Raw genomic sequence first — 19,719 nt, 5'->3', positions numbered from 1 at the left:
CAAATAACACTGCGGGAAATGCTGCCTGACACCTTTATCACAAGATGGGCGATGCCACCCTGCCCGCCCTCACAAATGCCGGTGGCTGCACACCATTGCCTGCCCCGTAAGATCACCGATCAACTTTGCGATGCCTTGCGCGTCTTCTTCAGCCAGCCCTTCCATGCGTACCATCCGAAAACCCATCGCCAAGCTGTAGCGCCAGTCGAGCTCTAGAATTCGATAATCAACGCCGTTTTGTTCACAATGCCATTTCGCGCCCGGGTCCTCGTATGCTGCGCCGATAAAGTCCACGTGCGAATCAAACGGCGGCATGGCTTCCAACGGTTCGCTCGATCCGGGCAGGCAGGGTTCCGACAGGTTTTCACCGACGGCAACGCTTGGATTCGGGCCATCAAACGCCAGCAGCATCAGCGGGAAATTTCGTGGGTCCTGGTCATGGGCGGCGCGGGTGTCGGCGCTTAGGTACGAACGCGCGGCCGGGCCCAGGCAGTATTGCGGGCTGTGCCAGTCGCTGCTTTCGCAGTCTTCGAAAAGCGGATCGGGGGTAATGCCGTGTTGCGCCAGCAGGGCCAATGTTTCTTCCAAGGTGTCGTCGTACCGAATTGGCAGGTCGGCGGGCAGATGGCCTGCCTGTATGTAGCGCGCCACCAGTTCGCCGGTTGACCAAACGCCTTCCGGATTTTGATAAGAGCCTTCGTTCAAGCCGGCCAGCCCGAATCCCAGGTTGGAAATGGCGCGATACGGTATTTGCTTGCCTTGCGGTTCCAGCACATAACCGCCTTTCAGCAGTTGCGCTTGCAGCGCGTGCCAATCCGGCGGTGGCAAATGAAAGTCGCGCGGGCAAATGAATTGGTGGTGTTCAGACACTGATCGGGGCGCTTATTAGCTTGGGACTAAGGATGACGTTGCAGCGTATGCCAGGCCTCGCGGGCCACAGCCAGCCGCAAAAGTCTAAATGAAAATCCAGGATGAACGGCGCGCGTGATCGGCATAAACTTGCCACCATGCCTACATCGTCAGACCTCTTTGCCCCGCCCAAAAAGCAGCTTGCCGCGCGCCAGAATTCGCTGCTGTGGGTGCTAGAGCCTCTGGAGCGCGACGCCAATTATCAACGACGGAAGATGTTTGGCTGCGATGCCGCGTATCTGGATGGCGCGCTGTATTTGGTGGTGGCCGACCGTGATGAGCCTTGGAATGGCGTCATGGTGTGCACTTCGCGCGAGCGTCATGCGGCGCTGCGCGAAGAGATGCCTAGCCTGTTGCCGCACCCCGTGCTGGGCAAGTGGCTGTATCTGCCGCAGTCGGATGACGCGTTCGAGGCGCTGGCCTCGCATCTGGCGGCGCTGTCATTGGCGCGCGACCCGCGTTTGGGGGTGGTGCCCAAACCGCGCAAATCACGCCGGAAGTCTTGGCGGTCGGGCGAATAGGCGGCGCGGTGCGCGCACGGGCGCTGGGCCTGTCCTAAGCGGCGATGCGCGCCGGGCCAGCCTTGCCGAGCAGCGGCGCCAACCGCGTTTGGGCTTAAGCGATACCTGTCGGGCCATATTTGGCCCGATCGAGCCAATTATGGCCCGCCGTAAGTCCTTGATAAAGCGGCGCTTAGTTTTTATCGGGCCAAAACTGGCTCGGTTTTCGTTGAAAACCCGGTCAATTTCGAATCGCAGACACTGCGCCACGCTAGCCTCCACACACGATAAGTCCGTAAACCGTTGATAGCGTTGAAGGTTTCATTCCGACGCCGCGCATGGCATGGATATTGCATTAGTCCTGGCAGCACTTCTTTTTGAAAGGCGCCCTGCCCTTGTGGCCGCGCCGCGCAACCAGGACGACGCTATGCCTACGCACGCACTTTGCCGCTGTCCGGCTTCTTGCCGGATGCCGCCACGATGACATCGTTTGCGGCTTTGCTTGCCCGGTCCCGAAACGCCGACCAGGGCTTTTATCTGTTGATCGATCCCCAGGCTGATCGCGCCGACGATAGCCCCTTGCATCCCGACAAGCTGCTGGCGCGGCTTCCAGCGGAGGCTATCGCGCCCGTTTTGCGTGCGGATCTGGCACACGACACGTCCGCCTGTCCCAAGCTGATCACGTTGGCTGAAGCGGGCCAGCGGTTCGATCTGGATGCGCTGCGCCTGACGGTCAACACCGCGCTGGCCGAACCCATCGGCGGCAAACGCATGGTGTGCGGTTGGCTGAACAGCCCATCGCCTTTGGCTGTATTGGCCGAGGATCTGGCGCAGCGCTGCCTGGTGCCCGATCAGGATGCGCAGCGCGTCATACCCCTATTCGAACCGTTGCGGCTGGAGTTGTTGGCCGTTAGTTTGCGCGAGCGCATGGGCTCGTGGTTGAACCCCATCACGCAGTGGATCGTGCCGAACAGCGCGGGCCGCTTGTTGCAGCTGCGCAGCCACAACAACACGCCGACGCCGGTTTTCGACACGGCGGACATGAACGCGCAGCACCTGGCGCCGTTGGTTGGCAACGTGTTGACCGCGTGGAAGCGGCTGGCCGATCAGCCGATGCCAGCCGACGCGCGCGTGCTGGCGCCCTTGATGCAGGACAAGCCCGGCCCCGCCACGCACGCGGCTGCCAAGGTCTTGTCGCATCTGCGGCGCACCCATGTGCTGGGGCTGCGCAACGCCTCGGACCGCGTGACCTTTGCCTTGAAGCATCTGACGGTGCACCCGCATCTGGAAACGCATCCACGTATTCAGCAGTGCATTCAAGAGGCGGTGGCCGGCAAGGCTCGGCTACTGGATTCTTTTGCGGCGCTGGGTACTGCGGAATGGCGCGACGTGCTTTACACCCTGAACAGAGTGCGGAGTTAACGATGAGTTCGATTGCCGGTTGTTTCGCCCATCAGGCGCGGCTGGCGGTAGACATGGGTGGAAATTCGCGCCCGGGTTCGGGCCGTTGAATGAGTGTGTGGACGACATCGCGAAGACGCAGGCGCCGGCGCGGCACGTGCCGCTACAGCGAGCCGCGTCGCAAGCAGATTCAGGACATGCACGACAAGGAATATTTGACATCCCCCAGCACGAAAATTGCAGCAAACTCTCGGGGGAATTAATGACAAGCACAAAGCACTCCGGTCGGGGCAGACCTACTTTGGCGGCCCCATATCCGGGTTGGGTCTGCGACTTGCCCCCACCCGGGGAACCCGCCCCGCCGCTTGTCGGGCATCCCCTGCCTTGGCGCCACCACCCCAAAATAAACAAGCCCCACACGGGGGCTTGTTTCACTGTTTTCACTCAAACTCAGCAGCAGCCAATTCGCTTCTTGCCGCCGTATCGCGCGTCCTGGCGTTCGCGGAAGAAGGCTTCGTAGGTCATCGGCTTTAGGTCCGGGTGGGTGCGCCGCATGTGCTCGACATAGGTTTCGTAGTCGGGCACGCCGACCATCAACCGTAGCGTTTGGCCCAGGTAGCGGCCGGCGGCGCCGGCTGCCGAGGTCATGTTGCTGAACAGCATGCGGCGTCTCCGTTGGGGGTCAGTCGGCGCCGGCGGCGGCCGGCAGCGCTTCGTACGGCGTCTCGCGGGACGTCGGCTTGTTCTCGGCGCGGGCGCGCTGCACCGACTTCACACCGAAGACCACGATGCTGATCACCACGAACATGAAGATCGCGCACAGGCCGGCGTTGATGTAGTCGTTGACCACGACGCGCGACATTTCCTTGAGCGAATGCGCGGGCGCCAGCACTTTGCCTTCCGCGATGGCGGCGTTGTACTTGTTGGCGTGGGCCAGGAAGCTGACGCGCGGATCGGCATGGAACAGCTTCTGCCAGCCGGCGGTCAGCGTGCATGCCAGCAGCCACAGCGTGGGCAGGATCGTGACCCAGGCGTAGCGGTCGCGCTTCATCTTGAACAGCACCACGGTGCCCAGCGTCAGCGCAATGGCGGCCAGCATCTGGTTGGCGATGCCGAACAGCGGCCACAAGGTGTTGATGCCACCCAGCGGATCGACCACGCCCTGATACAGGAAGTAGCCCCAGGCCGCCACGCACAGCGCGGTGGCGATCAGGTTGGCGGGCAGCGAATCGGTGCGCTTGAGCGAAGGCGCGAAGGTGCCCAGCAGATCTTGCAGCATGAAGCGCCCGGCGCGTGTGCCGGCGTCGACGGCGGTCAGGATGAAAAGCGCTTCGAACAGGATCGCAAAGTGGTACCAAAACGCCATCATGCCGGGGCCGCCGATGGCCTGATGCAGAATGTGCGCCATGCCGACGGCCAGCGTGGGCGCGCCGCCCGCGCGCGAAATGATGGTGCTTTCGCCGACGTCCTTGGCCGTCTGGATCAGGTCTTGCGGCGTGACCACGAAGCCCCAGCTGGAGACCACTTGCGCAACCTGATCGGGCGTGGTGCCGATGACGGCGGCCGGGCTGTTCATGGCGTAGTAGATGCCGGGCTCGATCACGCAAGCCGCGACCAGCGCCATGATGGCCACGAACGATTCCATCAGCATGCCGCCGTAGCCGATGTAGCGGGCCTGCATTTCGTTTTCGATGAGCTTGGGCGTGGTGCCCGAGGCGATCAGCGCATGAAAGCCCGACACCGCGCCGCAGGCGATGGTGATGAACAGGAACGGGAACAGGTTGCCCGACCAGACCGGGCCGGTGCCGTCCACGAACTGCGTCAGCGCGGGCATCTTCAGTTCTGGCGCCACGACCACAATGCCGATCGCCAGACCAAGAATCGTGCCGATCTTCAGGAAGGTGGACAGGTAATCACGCGGGGCCAGCAGCAGCCACACCGGCAGCACGGCGGCGATGAAGCCGTAGACGATCAGGATCCAGGTCAGGCCCTTGCCGTCGAAGTCGAACATGGGGCCGATCACCGGGTGGGCAGCCACGTCCTGGCCGAAGGTGATGGCGGCCATCAGGCCGACGAAGCCGATGATGGAGACCTCGCCGATCTTGCCCGGGCGGATGTAGCGCAGGTACACCCCCATGAACAGCGCGATGGGAATGGTGGCGGCCACCGTGAACGTGCCCCACGGCGAATGCGTCAACGCCTTGACCACGATCAGCGCCAGCACGGCCAGGATGATGACCATGATCATGAACGCGCCAAACAGGGCGATGACGCCCGGGATCTTGCCGAGTTCAGACTTGACCAGGTCACCCAGCGAACGGCCGTCACGGCGGGTCGAGATGAACAGGATGGTGAAGTCCTGCACGGCGCCGGCGAACACCACGCCCGCCAGGATCCACAGCATGCCCGGCAGATAACCCATCTGCGCGGCCAACACCGGGCCCACCAAGGGGCCGGCGCCGGCGATGGCGGCAAAGTGGTGGCCGAACAGCACGTGCTTATTGGTCGGCACGTAGTCCAGGCCGTCGTTGTGTTTCCAGGCCGGCGTCATGCGCGAGGCGTCCAGCTGGAACACGTTCTTTGCGATGAAGCGGCTGTAGTAGCGGTATGCGATCAGGTAGACGCAGACGGCGGCAATTACCACCCAAAGCGCGTTGATGGTCTCTCCTCTGGCCAGCGCCACGGTGCCCAGCGCAAACGCGCCCAGTACCGCAACCGCCAGCCAGACCAGGTGCTGACCCAGTCCCTTACTGCTGGTTTGCATAAGTGCTCCTCTTGCCTCCCGCCATGCTTGTGGCGTGAAACGCTTTTTTCGTCTCGCGGAAGGCAGACTCATTGTTGTGGGGTGGCGGGTGCGCAAGCGCCCGCGCTGCGTCCTGCTGGACGCGGGCGTTAGTATTTCGTTTTGCCCCCCCGCCAACAAGCGCGGAACTACGCAATCCGGGTACGTGTTACTACGCAATGCGCCGCAACATAAAATGGCGGAATCCGGTGAATCCTCGCTTTTAATCAATACCCTCCGTCTGGCCGCCACAATGCGGCGGCGCACCAATTACCCCATAGACAGAATTCCCATGAAGCTGCGCTTGAAGATCCTGCTGCTTGCCGCGGTGCCCTTGTTGGTGGCCTTGGCCGCCATCACGGTGGCCGTCTATGTGCAGGGTTTGCAGCTGGCCCAGCGCGAAAAGCAGGTGGTGGAAAACGCCTGGCTGGCCAGCAAGGAAAGCGAACTGCGCCATTACGTCAGCCTGGCTTACAGCGCGGTGGCGCCGTTGCAAGCCACGGGCGACGACGAGGCTACCCGCCAGAAAGCGCTGGAACTGCTGGCGCAGATGGAGTTCGGCCATGACGGCTATTTCTTTGTCTACGACCTGCAAGGCAAGAACCTGATGCACCCGCGCCAGCCCGAGCTGGTCGGGCAAGACCTCTGGAACCTGCGCGACACGCGTGGGCAAGCCGTCATTCAGAACCTGCTGGCGGCCGCGCGCCAGGGCGGGCAGCAAGGCGAGGTGGTGCACTACCTGTGGGAGAAGCCGTCCACGCACCAGACCGTGGAAAAACTGGGCTATGTCGTCGTGCTGGACCGCTGGGGCTGGATGCTGGGCACCGGCATCTATCTGGACGACGTGGAGCAGGCCCTGGTGCGCATCGATGCCGCCGCGCAGGCCAACATCCGCAGCATGTTTGCCTGGGTGGCGGGCATTGCCGTGGTGTCGATCCTCTTTGTGGCGGCCTGTGGGCTGGCGCTGAACATCAGCGACCACCGGCAGTCCGACGCCAAGCTGCGCCTGATGGCCCAGCAGGTGGTGCGGTCACAGGAAGACGAGCGCGCGCGCCTGTCGCGCGAGCTGCATGACGGCATCAGCCAGGTATTGGTGTCGATCAAGCTGTCGCTGGAAGCCGCCCGGGAAAGATTGCGCCACGCGCCGCCCGCCGACCCGAAAGCCCATGCCCATATCGACAAGCCGCTGGGCGGCGCGCTGGACCGCCTGAACACGGCGGTGGGCGAAGTGCGGCGCATCTCGCACAACCTGCGCCCCACCCTGCTGGACGACCTGGGCCTGCCCGCCGCCCTGGAACACCTGGGCCGGGAGTTCGCCATCCCCAGCACGGACGGCGCGCCGCCGCTGGCCGTGCACCTGTCCACCACCGGCCAGCCCGTGAAGCTGCCGGACGCCTACGCCACCGCGCTGTTCCGCGTGACGCAGGAAGCGCTGACCAATGTGATCCGCCATGCCCACGCCACGCGCGCCGACATGACGCTGGCCTACTCCGCGAACGATCTGCGGCTGACCATCACCGACGACGGACGCGGTTTTGATTATGCGCAGGTGCAGGAAGACCCGCGACGCGGCATCGGCCTGCGCAACATGCGCGAACGCCTGAACGCACTGTCCGGCAACCTGAGTTTTCATTCCAGCCCGCACGGTACAACCTTGCAGGCCTGGCTGCCGCTGCCCCCGGCCGCCCTTCCCACTTCAACGAGCCCCGCATGAATTCCACCCCCGACGCCATCCGACTTCTGCTGGTTGACGACCACCCGCTGGTACGCGATGGCCTGCGGCTGCGGCTGGAAACCGTGCCCCGCCTTCAGGTCGTGGGCGAAGCCGGCAACGCCGCCGCCGCGCTGGCGTTCCTGGCCGCGTGCCAGGCAGAAGCGCCGCTTGGCGACACCCTGCCCCACCTGGCGCTGATGGACCTGAACATGCCGGGCGGCGGCGGGCTGGAACTGACGGCGCAGCTGCACGAACGCTATCCGCAGATTGCCGTGCTGGTGCTGACCATGCACGACAACCCGGAATACATGGTGCAGGCGGTAAAGGCCGGGGCGCGCGGCTATCTGCTCAAGGATGAGCCGGCCGAGGAAATCGTAACGGCCATCAGCGCCGTGATGGAGGGCCGCAGCTATTTCAGCGCGTCCGTCGCGGTGCGCCTGTCGCAGGCCAGTGCACCGGCCACCATGCTGACGCAGCGGGAACGCGATGTGCTTCGCCACATCGCCTCTGGCCAGGCCAACAAGCAGATCGCGCATGCGCTGGGCCTGTCGGTGCGCACGGTGGAAACGCACCGGCTGAACATCAAGCGCAAGCTGGGTATTGACGGGCAGGCCGAACTGATCAAGTACGCGGTGGAAAACCGGGGGGTATGACGGGCGTACCGAAGGCCAGGGCCGGGCGGCGCGTCAATGCGGCTTCACCCTGCCCTGACCGACGTCTGGCGCGCCTATGGCCCACCGATGACCCACCGATGACCCGCCCATGGCGTAGGGTTACCCATGATTGCAAGCGCGCGCTGCGGTAGACTTGCCAGCATTCCCGCGTCATTGACGCGGCACGTCAGCATGCCACGATGAACGTGTTGCCCCTGGAGTCCCCCATGTCATTGGAAAAGAACTACACCGCCATTCTCGAAGCGCTAGGGGAAGACCCAAGCCGCGAAGGGCTGGCCGATACGCCCGCCCGCGCGGCCAAGGCCATGCGCCACCTGTGCCGTGGCTACGCGCAGAACCTGGATGAAATCGTGAACGGCGCGCTGTTCACGTCCGATACGCGCGAAATTGTCCTGGTCAAGAACATCGAACTGTATTCGCTGTGTGAACATCACATGCTGCCCTTCATCGGCAAGGCGCACGTGGCGTATCTGCCGGCCGGCAAGGTGCTGGGGCTGTCCAAGGTGGCCCGCATCGTCGAGATGTACGCGCGCCGCTTGCAGATTCAGGAAAATCTCAGCCGCCAGGTGGCCGAAGCCGTGCAGAAGGTAACCGGCGCGGCCGGCGTGGCCGTGGTGATCGAAGCGCAGCACATGTGCATGATGATGCGCGGTGTTGAAAAGCAGAATTCGTCGATGGTCACGTCCGTGATGCTGGGCGAATTTCATGACAACCCGTCCACCCGCGCCGAATTCCTCAGCCTGATCCGCTGATCGTTCCAGCACGCAACAACGGGCGGTGCGGCCAACCTGGCCGCACCGCCCGTTTCACTTGGCTTTGAATCCGCGGAGATAGCACCCGCCGACGTCCTTGCTCGGCGGATTGCGGGGCAACGATACGCGCCCACTGCCTTGTTTTGTCCCGCCTGCGTGCGCCCGCCCGGATATCCGCCGGAATACGCGGAATCGACCGGCGTATCACCCCCAATTGAAACGCCCCAAATCCCCGCCGCAAACGTCCGTTTTCAAGCGAACGGACGGCGCCGACACGCCCTACATTGGATTCATTCGCAGCCCCCTCACAATCATTACGCTGCGAACCGCGACCTAGCAATCGGAGCCGCCACAGCGTCTGAAAGCAAACGTCGTGAGATGTCTAGTTGTTGTTTGAAGTTGCAGTCGTCGCAGCAAAAACGGTGTCGTCGCCTTCCCCCCCCCGATCTGACACACCGTTCGCAGCAGCTTTACCCCGACCGGCCTGCCGGTCGGGGCATTTTTAAGACTCTTCCAATTCACAAGCGCGTTATTAGCCGTCAGCATGACGGGTCGCCTGGCGTGCACGCTTCACCGCTGCAATCGTTGCGCCAGTCCGTTTGCACAAGACCGTCAATTTGCACGTTCGCGCCCTGGCGCGGGCCGGCAAGACAGCGGCGTCCATTCGATGCAGTAACCCATGAAAGTCCTCGTAATCGACAATGACAAGACCTCGGCGGAAGCACTGAGCCATACGCTTGCCGAGCAAGGCCAGATCGTCCACATTGCCACCGATGGAGTAAGCGGCCTACGCATCGCAAAAACGTTTCCGTATGACCTGATCCTGCTTGATGTGCAGCTGCCCGTGATGGACGGTTTTACCGTGCTGCGGGAACTGCGCAAGGAAAGCAATGTGCCGGTGCTGATCGTCTCGGCGCGTGACGAACTGCAAGCGCGCGTGCAAGGCTTGAGCGAAGGCGCGGACGACTACCTGGCCAAGCCCTACGCCACGTGCGAATTGGTCGCGCGCATGAAGGCCATCAATCGGCGATCCTCGCCCGCCGACGGTCCCAGCACGCAGCACGTCTTGCGCGTGGGGGATCTTGAACTGCAACTGTTAAGCCGCAAGGCCCTGCGCGAAGGCCAGCGCATCCGGCTGACCGCGATTGAATTCGCGCTGCTTGAACGGCTGATGCGCAAGCATGGCGAAGTGCAATCGCGCATGAACCTGGCCGCGCACGTGTGGGGTATCAACTTTGACCGTGGCACCAACGCCATCGACGTGGCCGTGCGCAGGCTGCGCATGAAGATGGACGACCCGTTCAGTTCGCGCTTGCTGCATACCGTATGGGGTCTGGGCTACGTCATGGAACAACGCGACCCGCCGTACTGATTGATGCGCGCCGCGCTGTCGCCCGGCGCGCATCGCCACACGCGATCACATCATCATCGCGCCACGCTCTTCACGGACCGTGGCGCGCGGCCGCAGGTAACGGCCCTTGCCCGGTTCGCCATGCACCCGGCTACCGTCATACACCAGTTCACCCCGGCGCCACGTGCCGAACACATGCACGGTGTAGGGCCGCCCGAACGCCTGCTCTGGCTGCGCCGCCGAACGCCCGGGCGCCAGTACGACAAAGTCCGCATCCTTGCCGATGTCGAACGAGCCCTTGCGGTCGTCCAGCAGGAAATGTTCAGCAGGCTTTTGCGACAGCAGGCGCACCACCAGCGTGGGCGACAAGCCGCGCGATTCGCAGCCGGACCACAGCGCGGGCAAGAGCAGGTCGGGCCCGTAGTCGACCGTGGGCGCCGAGTCGTCCCCGGCGTCGTCGCCGCGCGCCTGGTACCCGCTGGACACAAAGGTGCACATGTCCGTGGCCAGCCGCCGCCAAAGCGCGTCGACCTCGACGCTGGGCCGCAGCAAGGGGTAGTCGCTGGCCGAACCGCCAAATTGCTCAATGGCGTCTTCGGTGCTCATGACCAGGCTGCGCAAGCTGGTCTCGATGGTGACCCAGTGCCCCGCCTGGCGGTAGCGGGCGCACATGGCATAGCCTTCTTCGGACCACACGTCCGCCGCCTGCATGCGCACGCCGGCCGCCGCGCCAACGCGGCACAACAGGCGCGTGGTCAAGCCTTCGATCAGGGGCAGGTTGGCGCGGGCCAGCACTTCCCTGCCCGGCCGGCCGGCATCCAGCAAGCGCCGCGCGTTACGGCTGGCCGTCAGCCGCGCATGGTTGTGCATGCTGCACGCCAGGCCAAAGCGCGCAATGCCCTGGAACGCCTGCAATAAATCGCTTTCGTGATGGGCAAAGCGGTGGCGCTCGTTCTCGAACGTGGGAATGGAAAAGGCGCACACGCCGCCTCTGGCCAGCGCGTCGGCGGCATCCAGGCCGTGCTGGGTGTTGACGGTGCCGGCCACCGCCACGTCCACGTGTGCTTCACGCCCGATGCGCGAGACCATCGCATCCAGCTGCGCACGGCTGGCCACCACTTCGGCGTGTTCGTAAGGCATGTCCACCAGCGTGGTCACCCCGCCCGCGGCCGCCGCCCGCGAGGCGCGGCGGATGCCGCAACCATCGGCCCAGCCGCCGATATACGTGCGGCTGTCGACGGCGCCCGGTAGCACCCACAAGCCACGCGCGTCCACCTGATCCCGCGCGGCAGGCGGGCTGTGGCTGCCCATTGCCGCAATCTTGCCGTCCATGACCCCCAACCAACCGTCCTCCAGAATGCTATCGGCGTTGACCAGCGAACCGCGTATCACCATGTCGAAATCGCTCATTGTTTTCTTCTTGTCGTGAGGGCACGCGGCCGACCGGCTGCCCGGCTTTGCGCACGTGCGTAGCGTTGATCGACCGCTGGCCTATCCCCACGGAACCGGCCAGCGGATACTACCGGGCGGGCGCCAGATCCTCCTTCCGGCGCCGCTTCGTCAGAACACCTGCCAATCGTCTTGCACGGCCGCGCCCAGCCCCGCGGGCGCTGTCGCCGGCGCCGGCCGCTGCAATGCCACGCGGTTGCGCGGGGCAGCAGCCCGGGCCGGGGCCGTTTGCGTGGCCGTGGATGCATTCGAGACACGCGCGCCGGGCATGTCGATGACGACGCGCGGCGATACGGTGAAGACGGCGACGGTTTGCGCCAGGCCGTCGGCCTGATCGCGCAGCGCCCGCGCGGACGCGGCGGCCTGTTCAACCAGCGCCGCGTTCTGCTGCGTGGCCTCGTCCATGCTGGACACCGCCAGGTTCACCTGGTCGATGCCCTGGGCCTGCTCGCTGGATGCGGCGGCGATTTCGCCCATGATGTCGGTCACGCGGTGCACGGCGCTTTCGATTTCGCGCATGGTTTCGCCGGCCAGCGCCACCTGCTGCGCGCCCGCCTGCACCCGGCCGGCCGAATCGGCGATCAGCTGCTTGATCTCGCGTGCGGCCAGCGCGCTGCGTTGGGCCAGGGCGCGCACTTCTCCGGCCACCACGGCAAACCCCTTGCCCTGGTCCCCCGCGCGGGCCGCCTCCACGGCGGCGTTCAGCGCCAGGATGTTGGTTTGAAACGCAATGCCGTCGATGACGGACACAATGTGCGTGATCTTGGCCGAACTGGCGCTGATGTCCTGCATGGTGCCCACCACGTCGGCCACCACCGCGGCCCCCCGCCCCGCCACCTGCGAGGCGCCTTCCGCCAGCTGGTTGGCGCGCAGCGCGTTGTCGGCGTTTTCCTTGACGGTTACCGCCAGCCGGCCCATCGACAGCGCCGTTTCTTCCAGGGTAGCGGCCTGCTGTTCGGTACGCGACGACAGCAGCACATTGCCCTCGGCGATGTCGCGGGTGCCCTGGCTGATCTGGTGCACGCTTTGACGGACGGCGGCGACCGTCTTGGCCAGGCTTGCCTGCATGCGTTGCAGGCCAAGAAAAAGTTGACCCATTTCATTGTGCGATTTGATCTCGATCGGGTTGGTCAGATTGCCGTCGGCGATGCTTTGAAAATGCGCGCCGGCGCGCAGCAAGGGGCGTAACACCGAGCGGCTGACGAACAGCGCCGCGCCGATACTGAGCAGCACCGCCACGGCAAGCAAGGCGGCGATCAGCGTGTTGGCGCGCACGTGCCGGGTGGCGGCGGCTTCGACAAAGCCGTTGGTCTGGGCGTCCACATAGCGCAGGTAGCCGGCCAATTCGTGGTCGAACGCCAGGTGGGCGCCCTGCACCGCATCCATCTGCAAGGCGAACGCGCGGGCGTCCTGGCCGCGCATGGATTCGAACTGTTCGGCGGCCAGCCCGTCGTAAAGCTTGAACGCAGCGGCCACGGGCGCGGCCTTTTCCTGCAACGCGGGCGCGCGGACCTCGCTGGCGAACGCATCAAAACGCTCGCGCGAGCGTCGCCACAGGTCTTCGGCACGCGCCGCATCGGCATCGCTTTCCGTAATGCGGCCGACCTGCCGGTTGATCATCGCGGCGTCCATCGCCAGCCGCGCGCGCAGCATCAGGGTGTAGGCCTCGTAGGCGGGCACGACGCGCATCGAATAGGCTTCGTTGACCTGGCCCAGCTTGGCGTTGCTGGAGCGTGTGTCCAGCCAGGCCGCGCCGTTGGCCACCAGCATGCCGGTGAAAAACAGCGCCAGCAAAATGCCCAGACAGCTGCGGACTTTCAAGTGAGTGAACATACGACCTCGAAGGAATTCATGACCCCGGGGCAGCGAACGCGCGCCAGCGGGGACTGAAGGCCTGGACGGGGTCCACCGCGCCCGCTGGGTCGGACGAAACGAATGTATCCCAGCGCCTCGGACAAATCGTTAACAAATGAATGACATTTCCGTCACCGTGAAATCGGTGTTTTGGTGCTAACGACCAGCGCCGGCGCGGGCCTCGGGCATTTGGCCGATAGCCGGTGGACGATGCCGGGAACCACCATGGGTACACCCCGCCCGCGCGCGCCCCGGGTCGCCGCTTTGGCACCTACTGAACCGCCCATCTGGACCTAGCGTTCTGGCCCTATCCGGGCAAACTGGCACCAGGCCGCACCGGCACAAAGCCGGTCGCGTCGGGGCGCGGCCCACTCTCTTTCGGAGATCACCATGAACGCGATTTACCGCCTCATCCGCCGCTGCACCCTGGCCGGCCTTACCGCTGCGCTGGTGGCCGCGCCGGCTTACGCCCAGACCAAGCTGGTGGTGGGCTATCAACAGATCGTCGGCCCGTTTTTGTCGTCCATTGCCGATGGCAGCTTCGATGCTGCATTAAAAGCAGCCGGCTACCAGGTCGACTGGCGCCAGTTCACCTCCGGCGGGGATATTTCCACGGCGCTGGCCTCGGGCAATGTGCCGGTGGGGGTGCTGGGGTCCACCGGCATCACGTCGGCCGCCACGCGCGGCGTGGACCTGCAACTGTTCTGGATCCTGGACAACATCGGCAAGTCCGAAGCGCTAGTCGCGCGCAATGGGTCGGGCATCAACAGCACGGCTGACCTGAAGGGCAAGCGCGTGGCCACGCCGTTTGTGTCGACGTCGCACTTTCACCTATTGGTGGGCCTGGACCAGGTCTGGAAGATCAATCCGCGCGACGTGCGCATTCTGAACATGCAGCCGCCACAGATCGTGGCCGCCTGGCAGCGCGGTGACATCGACGCCGCCTACGTGTGGCCGCCCGCCCTGACCGAAATTGAAAAGACCGGCAAGGTGATTGCCGATTCCGAAGCCATCGGCCGCGCCAGCGTGCCCACGTTCGACGGCATCGTCGTAGACCGCGCCTGGGCCGCGAAGAACCCGAAGTTCATGGCCGCCTTCACCGGCGTGCTGGCCAAGTCCTACGCCGACTATCACGCAAACGGCGCCAAGTGGACGGCCGATTCGCCCCAGGTTAAAGGCATCGTGCGGCTGATCGGCGGCAAGCCGGACGACATCATCACCGCACTCAAGCTGCTGGTGTTCCCGACCGCGCAAGAGCAGGCGTCGGCGACCTGGCTGGGTGGCGGCAAGGAATCCGGCGCCGTGCGCGCGCTGGACGCCAGCGCCAAGTTCCTGAAGGACCAGAAGCAGATCGACCGGGCGCTGACCGACTACAGCCCGCACGTGACCGACCAGTACGCGAAGGCGGCGGCCAAGTAACGCCGGCGTCTTCGGGAAGGACGCCCGCCTTGACGCGGGCGTCCCGTTACAAGGGGAATCCGCATGAACCACCCGACCCTGCCCGCCGCCCAGGCGCTGCGCGCGGACCATGTCAGCGTCACCTACCCCGGGCTGCACGACAGCGGGCCCGTCATCGCGCTGCAAGACGTCAACCTGACCATCGAGCCCGGCGAGTTCGTCGTGGCGCTGGGCGCATCGGGCTGCGGCAAGACCACCTTGCTTAGCCTGCTTGCCGGCTTTCTATCGCCCACCGAAGGGCAGATCACGCTGGGCGGTCGGCCGATTGTCGGCCCGGGCGCCGACCGGGGCGTGGTGTTCCAGAAGCACGCGCTGCTGCCCTGGCTGAACGTACTGGAGAACACGGAATTCGGCCTGAAGCTGCAAGGCGTGGACAAGGAAACGCGGCGTGCCCGCGCGCGCCGCAACCTGGAACTGGTGGGCTTGCAGGACTTTCACCGCCACATGATCTACCAGCTGTCCGGCGGCATGCAGCAGCGCGTGGGCATCGCGCGCGCGCTGACGTGCGACCCCGCCATGCTGCTGATGGACGAACCCATGGCGGCGCTGGACGCGCTGACGCGTGAAACCATCCAGGAACTGCTGCTGGATATCTGGCGCCAGACCAACAAGATGTTCTTCTTCATTACCCATAGCGTGGAAGAGGCGCTGTTCCTGGGATCGCGGCTGATCGTCATGTCGCCGCGCCCGGGGCGCATCACGCACACCTTCACGCCGGACTTCAACCGGCGCTACCTGGAGACCCGCGATGGCCGCCGCATCAAATCCAGCCCCGACTTCATCGCCATGCGCGAGCAAGTCCTTGGCATCATCTACGGCGACGAGCTTGCCGCCCACGAGTCCGCCCGCGAGCCGGCCCATGCGTGAGGCCCGGGGGGGCCGCAAGCCGGCCACCCCCGGCAAGGTCTATGGCGCACCCGGCGCCGGCTACAGCGGGCACATCAGCCTGATCACCAGCATTGCGCTGGTGGCGCTGTGGTTCCTGGTGACCAGCACCGGCTGGGTCAAGCCGCTGTTCCTGCCATCGCCCTTTGCCGTGTACGACAAGTTCGTATCGGCCATGACCGACGGCGTGGCCAACTCCACCTTGGCCGAACACGCCATGGCCAGCCTGACACGCGTGTTCTCGGCATTTTTCCTGGCCTGCATCACCGCCGTGCCCGTCGGCATCCTGATGGGCGTCAACCGCTACGCGCGCGGCATTTTCGACCCGCCCATCGAGTTCTACCGCCCCTTGCCCCCGTTGGCGTACCTGCCGCTGATCATCATCTGGTTCGGCATCGGTGAATTTCCCAAGATTCTGCTGATTTACCTGGCCATCTTCGCGCCCATGGCGATCGCGGCGCGCGCCGGGGTGCGGTCGGTATCCATCGAACAGATCCATGCCGCCTACGCCATGGGCGGCACGCCGATGCAGATCGTCTGGCACGTGATCCTGAAGGCGGCCATGCCCGAGATTTTCACGGGCCTGCGCATCGGCATCGGCGTGGGCTGGACCACGCTGGTGGCGGCCGAAATGGTGGCCGCCGACCGGGGGCTGGGCTTCATGGTGTTGAACGCCGCGCAGTTCCTGGCCAGCGACATCGTCATCATGGGCATCATCGTGATCGGTGTATTCGCCTTCGCCTTCGATCTGCTGGTGCGCTATGTAGAGAAATTTGCCATCCCATGGAAGGGACGCATCTAGCCGCCTGGGCCAATGGCGCGCCCCTGTTTGCCCTGCCCGCCGGATGCACGCGGCCGGCAGGGCAATCCCCCATTCCGCCCCCGATGGGCGTCCTCTATCCTGACTACCGGATCGCGCGGCGGCCCTTGCCTTCAGGCCCCGCGCCGCCATCACAAGGAGCCGTCATGTCCAGCCAGGCCGCGATGCAAAAGCCTGTGATGTGGGAACGCCTGTTCGAACGGGAAAGCGCGCCCAACCTCAGCCTGCAAGGCCGCGTGCGCCAGATGCTGGTGTCGGCAATTCTTAGCGGGCACTTGCCGCCCGGCATGCCGGTGCCGTCCAGCCGCCAGTTGGCCGACCAGCTTTGCATCGCGCGCAACACGGTGGTCTTTGCGTACCAGCAGCTGGTCAGCGAAGGGTATCTGGTGTCGCGCGAGCGCAGCGGGCATTTCGTTTGCGATACGGTGATGCAGGGGCATTCGGGCTCGGCGCCCGATCCGACGGCCGCCACGCTGGAGGTTGACCCGCCGCAGCGCGTGCGCTGGGACGAACGGCTGCGGTTTCGGCCATCGCAACAACGCAATATCACCAAGCCGCAAGACTGGCAGAAGCAGCCCTACCCGTTTGTGTACGGCCAGTTCGACGCCGACCTGTTTCCCACCGCCGAATGGCGCGAATGCTGCATCAAGGCGCTATCCGTGCTGGACATCCGCAGCTGGGCGCCCGACCTGATCACGCACGACGACCCCGCCTTGATCGAACAGATCCGCACGCAGGTGTTGCCGCGTCGGGGCGTGTGGGCGGATGCCGAAGAAATCGTCATTACCGTGGGTGCGCAGCACGCGCTGTATCTGCTGGCGGACCTGCTGGTCAACGAAGACACCGTGGTCGGCATGGAAGACCCCGGCTACCCCGACGCCCGCAACATCTTTGCCAGCCATACGCGCCACTTGTTGCCGATGCCGGTGGACGAAGGCGGCCTGTGCACGGGCACGCACCTGCTGGGCTGCGACTATGTGTTTGTGACGCCGGGGCATCAATGCCCCACCACGGTCACGCTGTCGATGGAACGCCGCGAGACGCTGCTGGCGCTGGCGCGCCAGGCCGACAGCATGATTATCGAAGACGACTTCGAAAGCGAAAGCCGCTGGGGCGAAGGCGCGATTCCGGCGTTGAAAAGCCAGGACCGCGACGGGCGGGTGATCTATGTCGGCAGCCTGGCGAAGTCATTTGCGCCGGGCCTGCGCATCGGCTATATCGTTGCCCCGCGCGAGCTGACCCGCGAACTGCGCGCGTTGCGCCGCTTGATGCTGCGGCACCCGTCCGCCTACATCCAGCGCGCGTTTTCGTTGTTCATTTCGCTGGGTCATCACCATTCGCTGCTGCGCAAGCAGTCGCAGGCATATCAACGGCGCGGCGCGGAACTGGCGCACGCGCTGGCCCGCCACCTGCCCGACTTCACGCCCACGCCCATCACGGGGTCGTCGTCGTGCTGGCTGCAAGGCCCGCCCTGGCTGAACGCCGCCGAACTATCCGACGCGGCGTTGGCCGCGGGCGTGGTAGTGGAACCGGGCGACGTCTTCTTCATGAATGGTGCCGACGCGCCCCGCAATTTCCTGCGCGTGGGCTTCACGTCGATTCGGCCGGAATTGATCGAACCGGGCATCGAGAAATTGGCGCAGGTGGTGCGCCGGTATCGGCTGAGGGCGGCGGCGTAGGCGCGGGCCGCATCGGCACGCGGTTCAGGTTGCACGCTACGGGGGCCTGCCACCGATGCACGACACCCGTGCATGCTACAGATGCTCGTCCCGCAGGTGATACCAGCGATACAGCAGCCCCTGCCCCAACCGCCTGAACGGGGCGAACAGGTGCCCGGGCAGCGGGGAATCGTAGATCGGCAGGTTCCACGGCGCGCCGTCCTGGCCCATCATCCGCTGGGCCAGCCGCTTGCCGGCCTGGGCCGAGAACGCCACGCCGTTGCCGCCGTAGCCAAAGGCGTAGTACACGGGCTGGGACGGGTCGGGCTGCGTTACGCGCGGCATCATGTCGTGGCTGACGTCGACCCAGCCCCACCACGAATACGCCACCTCGACATCACGCAGCGACGGAAACTTGCGCGCCAGCCCTTCGCGCAGCAAGGCCAGGTGGCGCGGGTGCTGGGCGTCGGCGCCGCGCAAGGCGCTGCGGCTGCCGATCTGCATGCGGCCGTCGGGCAGCAGGCGATAGTAGAACCGCAAGGTGCGGGTGTCGGTGATGAACACGGTGCTTTTCAGGCCGGCAGCCGCGCGTTCGGCGTCGGTCAGCACCCGCGTGACCATGGAATTGGACAGCACCGGCATGATGCGGTTGTCCAGCAGCGGGTTGATGCCCTGCGCCGTGTAGCCGCCGGTGGCAAACGCCACGCGGCGCGCGCGCACCACGCCCGCCGGGGTTTGCAGCGCGATGGCGCCGTTGTCGCGGCGCCAGCCCAGCACCGGGCTGGACGGGTGCACGCGCACGCCCAGCGCGCGCGCCTGGCGCAAATAGCCATAGGCCAGCTTCAAGGGATGCACGCCCACGCCGTCGGGTTCGTGCATGGCGCCGACGGCCTCGTGATCGTGCACATAGCGTTCACGCAGTTCGCCCTGGCTGAGCATGCGGGCGTCGTAGCCGAACGCTTCGCGCATGACGCGCGCCTCGTTTGCCAGAAACGCCATTTTCTTTTGCCGATGCGCGGTGTACAGATGCCCGCCGGGCTGCGCGTCGCAATCGACCTGGGCCACCAGGCTTTTCCAATACTCGAAGCCTTCGCGGATTTCGGCGTCCAGGCGCTTGGCGGTATCCAAGCCCCAGCGCGCAATCCATTGCGACCGGTACAGGCGCCCCGAGGCATTCTGCCCCTGCCCGCCATTGCGGCTGGTGCAGCCCCACACGGCGCGGTTCGCATCCAGCACCAGCGCGCGCACGCCGAAATCGCGCGCCAGCGTCAGCGCGGCGGACAGGCCGGTAAAGCCCGAGCCCACGATCACCACATCGGCATCCACGTCGCCCTGGATGGGGCCGTCGTCTTCGGGCGGCGCGCCCGCGGTGGCGACCCAGTAGGTGGGCGCGTAGTCCTGCCCCTGGCCGGGTGGCGACACCAGCGGATCGTACGTGGGGTTGTAGGCGTTCACGCGTGGGGCGGCAGCCGTGGCCGCGCGCGTGGTGTCGAAGGACATTTGGGTATCCAT

Annotated in this window: 16 protein-coding genes; 10 read left to right on the top strand and 6 right to left on the bottom strand. The window is 65.2% G+C overall.

What is annotated here, in order from left to right; translation table 11 throughout:
• Positions 1-69: 69 nt before the first annotated feature.
• Positions 70-705 (bottom strand): hypothetical protein, encoded by a 636-nt coding sequence (locus V6F88_RS02255; protein WP_332607720.1) that lies wholly within the window; start codon positions 703-705, stop codon positions 70-72.
• Positions 706-1,007: 302 nt separating this feature from the next.
• Here V6F88_RS02255 and V6F88_RS02250 point away from each other — a divergent pair, with 302 nt between their 5' ends.
• Together V6F88_RS02250 and V6F88_RS02245 are read left to right on the top strand one after the other, a co-directional pair.
• On the top strand, positions 1,008-1,430 hold the full coding sequence (locus V6F88_RS02250; protein ID WP_332608921.1) for a hypothetical protein: 423 nt from the start codon (positions 1,008-1,010) through the stop codon (positions 1,428-1,430).
• 459 nt (positions 1,431-1,889) lie between these two features.
• Positions 1,890-2,831: a hypothetical protein gene (locus V6F88_RS02245; protein WP_332607719.1), complete on the top strand. Its 942-nt coding sequence runs from the start codon at positions 1,890-1,892 to the stop codon at positions 2,829-2,831.
• Between the two features lie 429 nt (positions 2,832-3,260).
• Here the strand turns inward: V6F88_RS02245 and V6F88_RS02240 are convergent, their stop codons facing one another.
• Both V6F88_RS02240 and V6F88_RS02235 read right to left on the bottom strand, forming a co-directional pair.
• Positions 3,261-3,473 carry a YbdD/YjiX family protein gene (locus V6F88_RS02240; RefSeq protein ID WP_442880131.1) on the bottom strand — a complete coding sequence of 71 codons (213 nt, stop codon included), beginning with the start codon at positions 3,471-3,473 and terminating at the stop codon, positions 3,261-3,263.
• A 19-nt stretch (positions 3,474-3,492) separates the two neighbouring features.
• On the bottom strand, positions 3,493-5,574 hold the full coding sequence (locus tag V6F88_RS02235; RefSeq protein WP_332607718.1) for a carbon starvation CstA family protein: 2,082 nt from the start codon (positions 5,572-5,574) through the stop codon (positions 3,493-3,495).
• 310 nt (positions 5,575-5,884) lie between these two features.
• Here V6F88_RS02235 and V6F88_RS02230 point away from each other — a divergent pair, with 310 nt between their 5' ends.
• From V6F88_RS02230 to V6F88_RS02215, 4 genes are all read left to right on the top strand, one after another.
• Positions 5,885-7,306, top strand: a complete 1,422-nt coding sequence (locus V6F88_RS02230; protein WP_332607717.1) for a cache domain-containing protein — start codon at positions 5,885-5,887, stop codon at positions 7,304-7,306.
• Positions 7,303-7,959: a response regulator transcription factor gene (locus V6F88_RS02225; RefSeq protein ID WP_332607716.1), complete on the top strand. Its 657-nt coding sequence runs from the start codon at positions 7,303-7,305 to the stop codon at positions 7,957-7,959. Before V6F88_RS02230 ends, V6F88_RS02225 begins: the two co-directional genes overlap by 4 nt.
• Positions 7,960-8,186: 227 nt before the next feature.
• Positions 8,187-8,732 carry a GTP cyclohydrolase I FolE gene (gene folE / locus V6F88_RS02220; protein WP_006219193.1) on the top strand — a complete coding sequence of 182 codons (546 nt, stop codon included), beginning with the start codon at positions 8,187-8,189 and terminating at the stop codon, positions 8,730-8,732.
• A 679-nt stretch (positions 8,733-9,411) separates the two neighbouring features.
• Positions 9,412-10,104, top strand: coding sequence for a response regulator transcription factor (locus tag V6F88_RS02215; RefSeq protein WP_332607715.1), 693 nt, complete (start codon positions 9,412-9,414; stop codon positions 10,102-10,104).
• Positions 10,105-10,149: 45 nt separating this feature from the next.
• Here V6F88_RS02215 and V6F88_RS02210 read toward each other — a convergent pair whose 3' ends face one another.
• A complete protein-coding gene (locus V6F88_RS02210; RefSeq protein ID WP_332607714.1) occupies positions 10,150-11,493 on the bottom strand; it encodes an amidohydrolase family protein in 1,344 nt (447 codons plus the stop codon).
• Positions 11,494-11,643: 150 nt separating this feature from the next.
• Positions 11,644-13,365: a methyl-accepting chemotaxis protein gene (locus V6F88_RS02205; RefSeq protein WP_332607713.1), complete on the bottom strand. Its 1,722-nt coding sequence runs from the start codon at positions 13,363-13,365 to the stop codon at positions 11,644-11,646.
• A 411-nt stretch (positions 13,366-13,776) separates the two neighbouring features.
• Here V6F88_RS02205 and tauA point away from each other — a divergent pair, with 411 nt between their 5' ends.
• The 4 genes from tauA (at position 13,777) to pdxR (ending at position 18,228) form a co-directional block, all read left to right on the top strand.
• The gene (tauA, locus tag V6F88_RS02200; protein WP_332607712.1) at positions 13,777-14,805 is read left to right on the top strand and encodes a taurine ABC transporter substrate-binding protein; all 1,029 of its coding nucleotides are present in this window, start codon (positions 13,777-13,779) and stop codon (positions 14,803-14,805) included.
• Positions 14,806-14,868: 63 nt separating this feature from the next.
• Positions 14,869-15,711, top strand: a complete 843-nt coding sequence (locus V6F88_RS02195) for a taurine ABC transporter ATP-binding protein (RefSeq protein WP_332607711.1) — start codon at positions 14,869-14,871, stop codon at positions 15,709-15,711.
• On the top strand, positions 15,704-16,531 hold the full coding sequence (locus V6F88_RS02190) for an ABC transporter permease subunit (protein WP_332607710.1): 828 nt from the start codon (positions 15,704-15,706) through the stop codon (positions 16,529-16,531). The genes V6F88_RS02195 and V6F88_RS02190 overlap by 8 nt, the downstream gene beginning before the upstream one ends.
• A gap of 164 nt (positions 16,532-16,695) precedes the next feature.
• The gene (pdxR, locus tag V6F88_RS02185; protein ID WP_332607709.1) at positions 16,696-18,228 is read left to right on the top strand and encodes a MocR-like pyridoxine biosynthesis transcription factor PdxR; all 1,533 of its coding nucleotides are present in this window, start codon (positions 16,696-16,698) and stop codon (positions 18,226-18,228) included.
• Between the two features lie 75 nt (positions 18,229-18,303).
• On the opposite strand, the gene V6F88_RS02180 is transcribed toward pdxR, so the two are convergent.
• On the bottom strand, positions 18,304-19,719 hold the full coding sequence (locus V6F88_RS02180; protein ID WP_442880129.1) for an NAD(P)/FAD-dependent oxidoreductase: 1,416 nt from the start codon (positions 19,717-19,719) through the stop codon (positions 18,304-18,306).

The sequence above is a fragment of the Achromobacter sp. ESBL13 genome (assembly GCF_036668755.1).
Lineage (GTDB): Bacteria > Pseudomonadota > Gammaproteobacteria > Burkholderiales > Burkholderiaceae_B > Achromobacter.
This window is presented reverse-complemented; position numbering and strand designations above follow the sequence as displayed.

What these genes read in the sequence shown, in the direction of transcription:
- pdxR (WP_332607709.1), top strand. Translation starts at nt 16,696, where the DNA reads ATGTCCAGCCAGGCCGCGATGCAAAAGCCTGTGATGTGGGAACGCCTG.
- V6F88_RS02235 (WP_332607718.1), bottom strand. Translation starts at nt 5,574, where the DNA reads ATGCAAACCAGCAGTAAGGGACTGGGTCAGCACCTGGTCTGGCTGGCG.
- V6F88_RS02205 (WP_332607713.1), bottom strand. Translation starts at nt 13,365, where the DNA reads ATGTTCACTCACTTGAAAGTCCGCAGCTGTCTGGGCATTTTGCTGGCG.
- folE (WP_006219193.1), top strand. Translation starts at nt 8,187, where the DNA reads ATGTCATTGGAAAAGAACTACACCGCCATTCTCGAAGCGCTAGGGGAA.
- V6F88_RS02245 (WP_332607719.1), top strand. Translation starts at nt 1,890, where the DNA reads ATGACATCGTTTGCGGCTTTGCTTGCCCGGTCCCGAAACGCCGACCAG.
- V6F88_RS02180 (WP_442880129.1), bottom strand. Translation starts at nt 19,719, where the DNA reads ATGGATACCCAAATGTCCTTCGACACCACGCGCGCGGCCACGGCTGCC.
- V6F88_RS02240 (WP_442880131.1), bottom strand. Translation starts at nt 3,473, where the DNA reads ATGCTGTTCAGCAACATGACCTCGGCAGCCGGCGCCGCCGGCCGCTAC.
- V6F88_RS02250 (WP_332608921.1), top strand. Translation starts at nt 1,008, where the DNA reads ATGCCTACATCGTCAGACCTCTTTGCCCCGCCCAAAAAGCAGCTTGCC.
- V6F88_RS02190 (WP_332607710.1), top strand. Translation starts at nt 15,704, where the DNA reads ATGCGTGAGGCCCGGGGGGGCCGCAAGCCGGCCACCCCCGGCAAGGTC.
- V6F88_RS02230 (WP_332607717.1), top strand. Translation starts at nt 5,885, where the DNA reads ATGAAGCTGCGCTTGAAGATCCTGCTGCTTGCCGCGGTGCCCTTGTTG.
- V6F88_RS02215 (WP_332607715.1), top strand. Translation starts at nt 9,412, where the DNA reads ATGAAAGTCCTCGTAATCGACAATGACAAGACCTCGGCGGAAGCACTG.
- V6F88_RS02195 (WP_332607711.1), top strand. Translation starts at nt 14,869, where the DNA reads ATGAACCACCCGACCCTGCCCGCCGCCCAGGCGCTGCGCGCGGACCAT.
- V6F88_RS02210 (WP_332607714.1), bottom strand. Translation starts at nt 11,493, where the DNA reads ATGAGCGATTTCGACATGGTGATACGCGGTTCGCTGGTCAACGCCGAT.
- V6F88_RS02225 (WP_332607716.1), top strand. Translation starts at nt 7,303, where the DNA reads ATGAATTCCACCCCCGACGCCATCCGACTTCTGCTGGTTGACGACCAC.
- tauA (WP_332607712.1), top strand. Translation starts at nt 13,777, where the DNA reads ATGAACGCGATTTACCGCCTCATCCGCCGCTGCACCCTGGCCGGCCTT.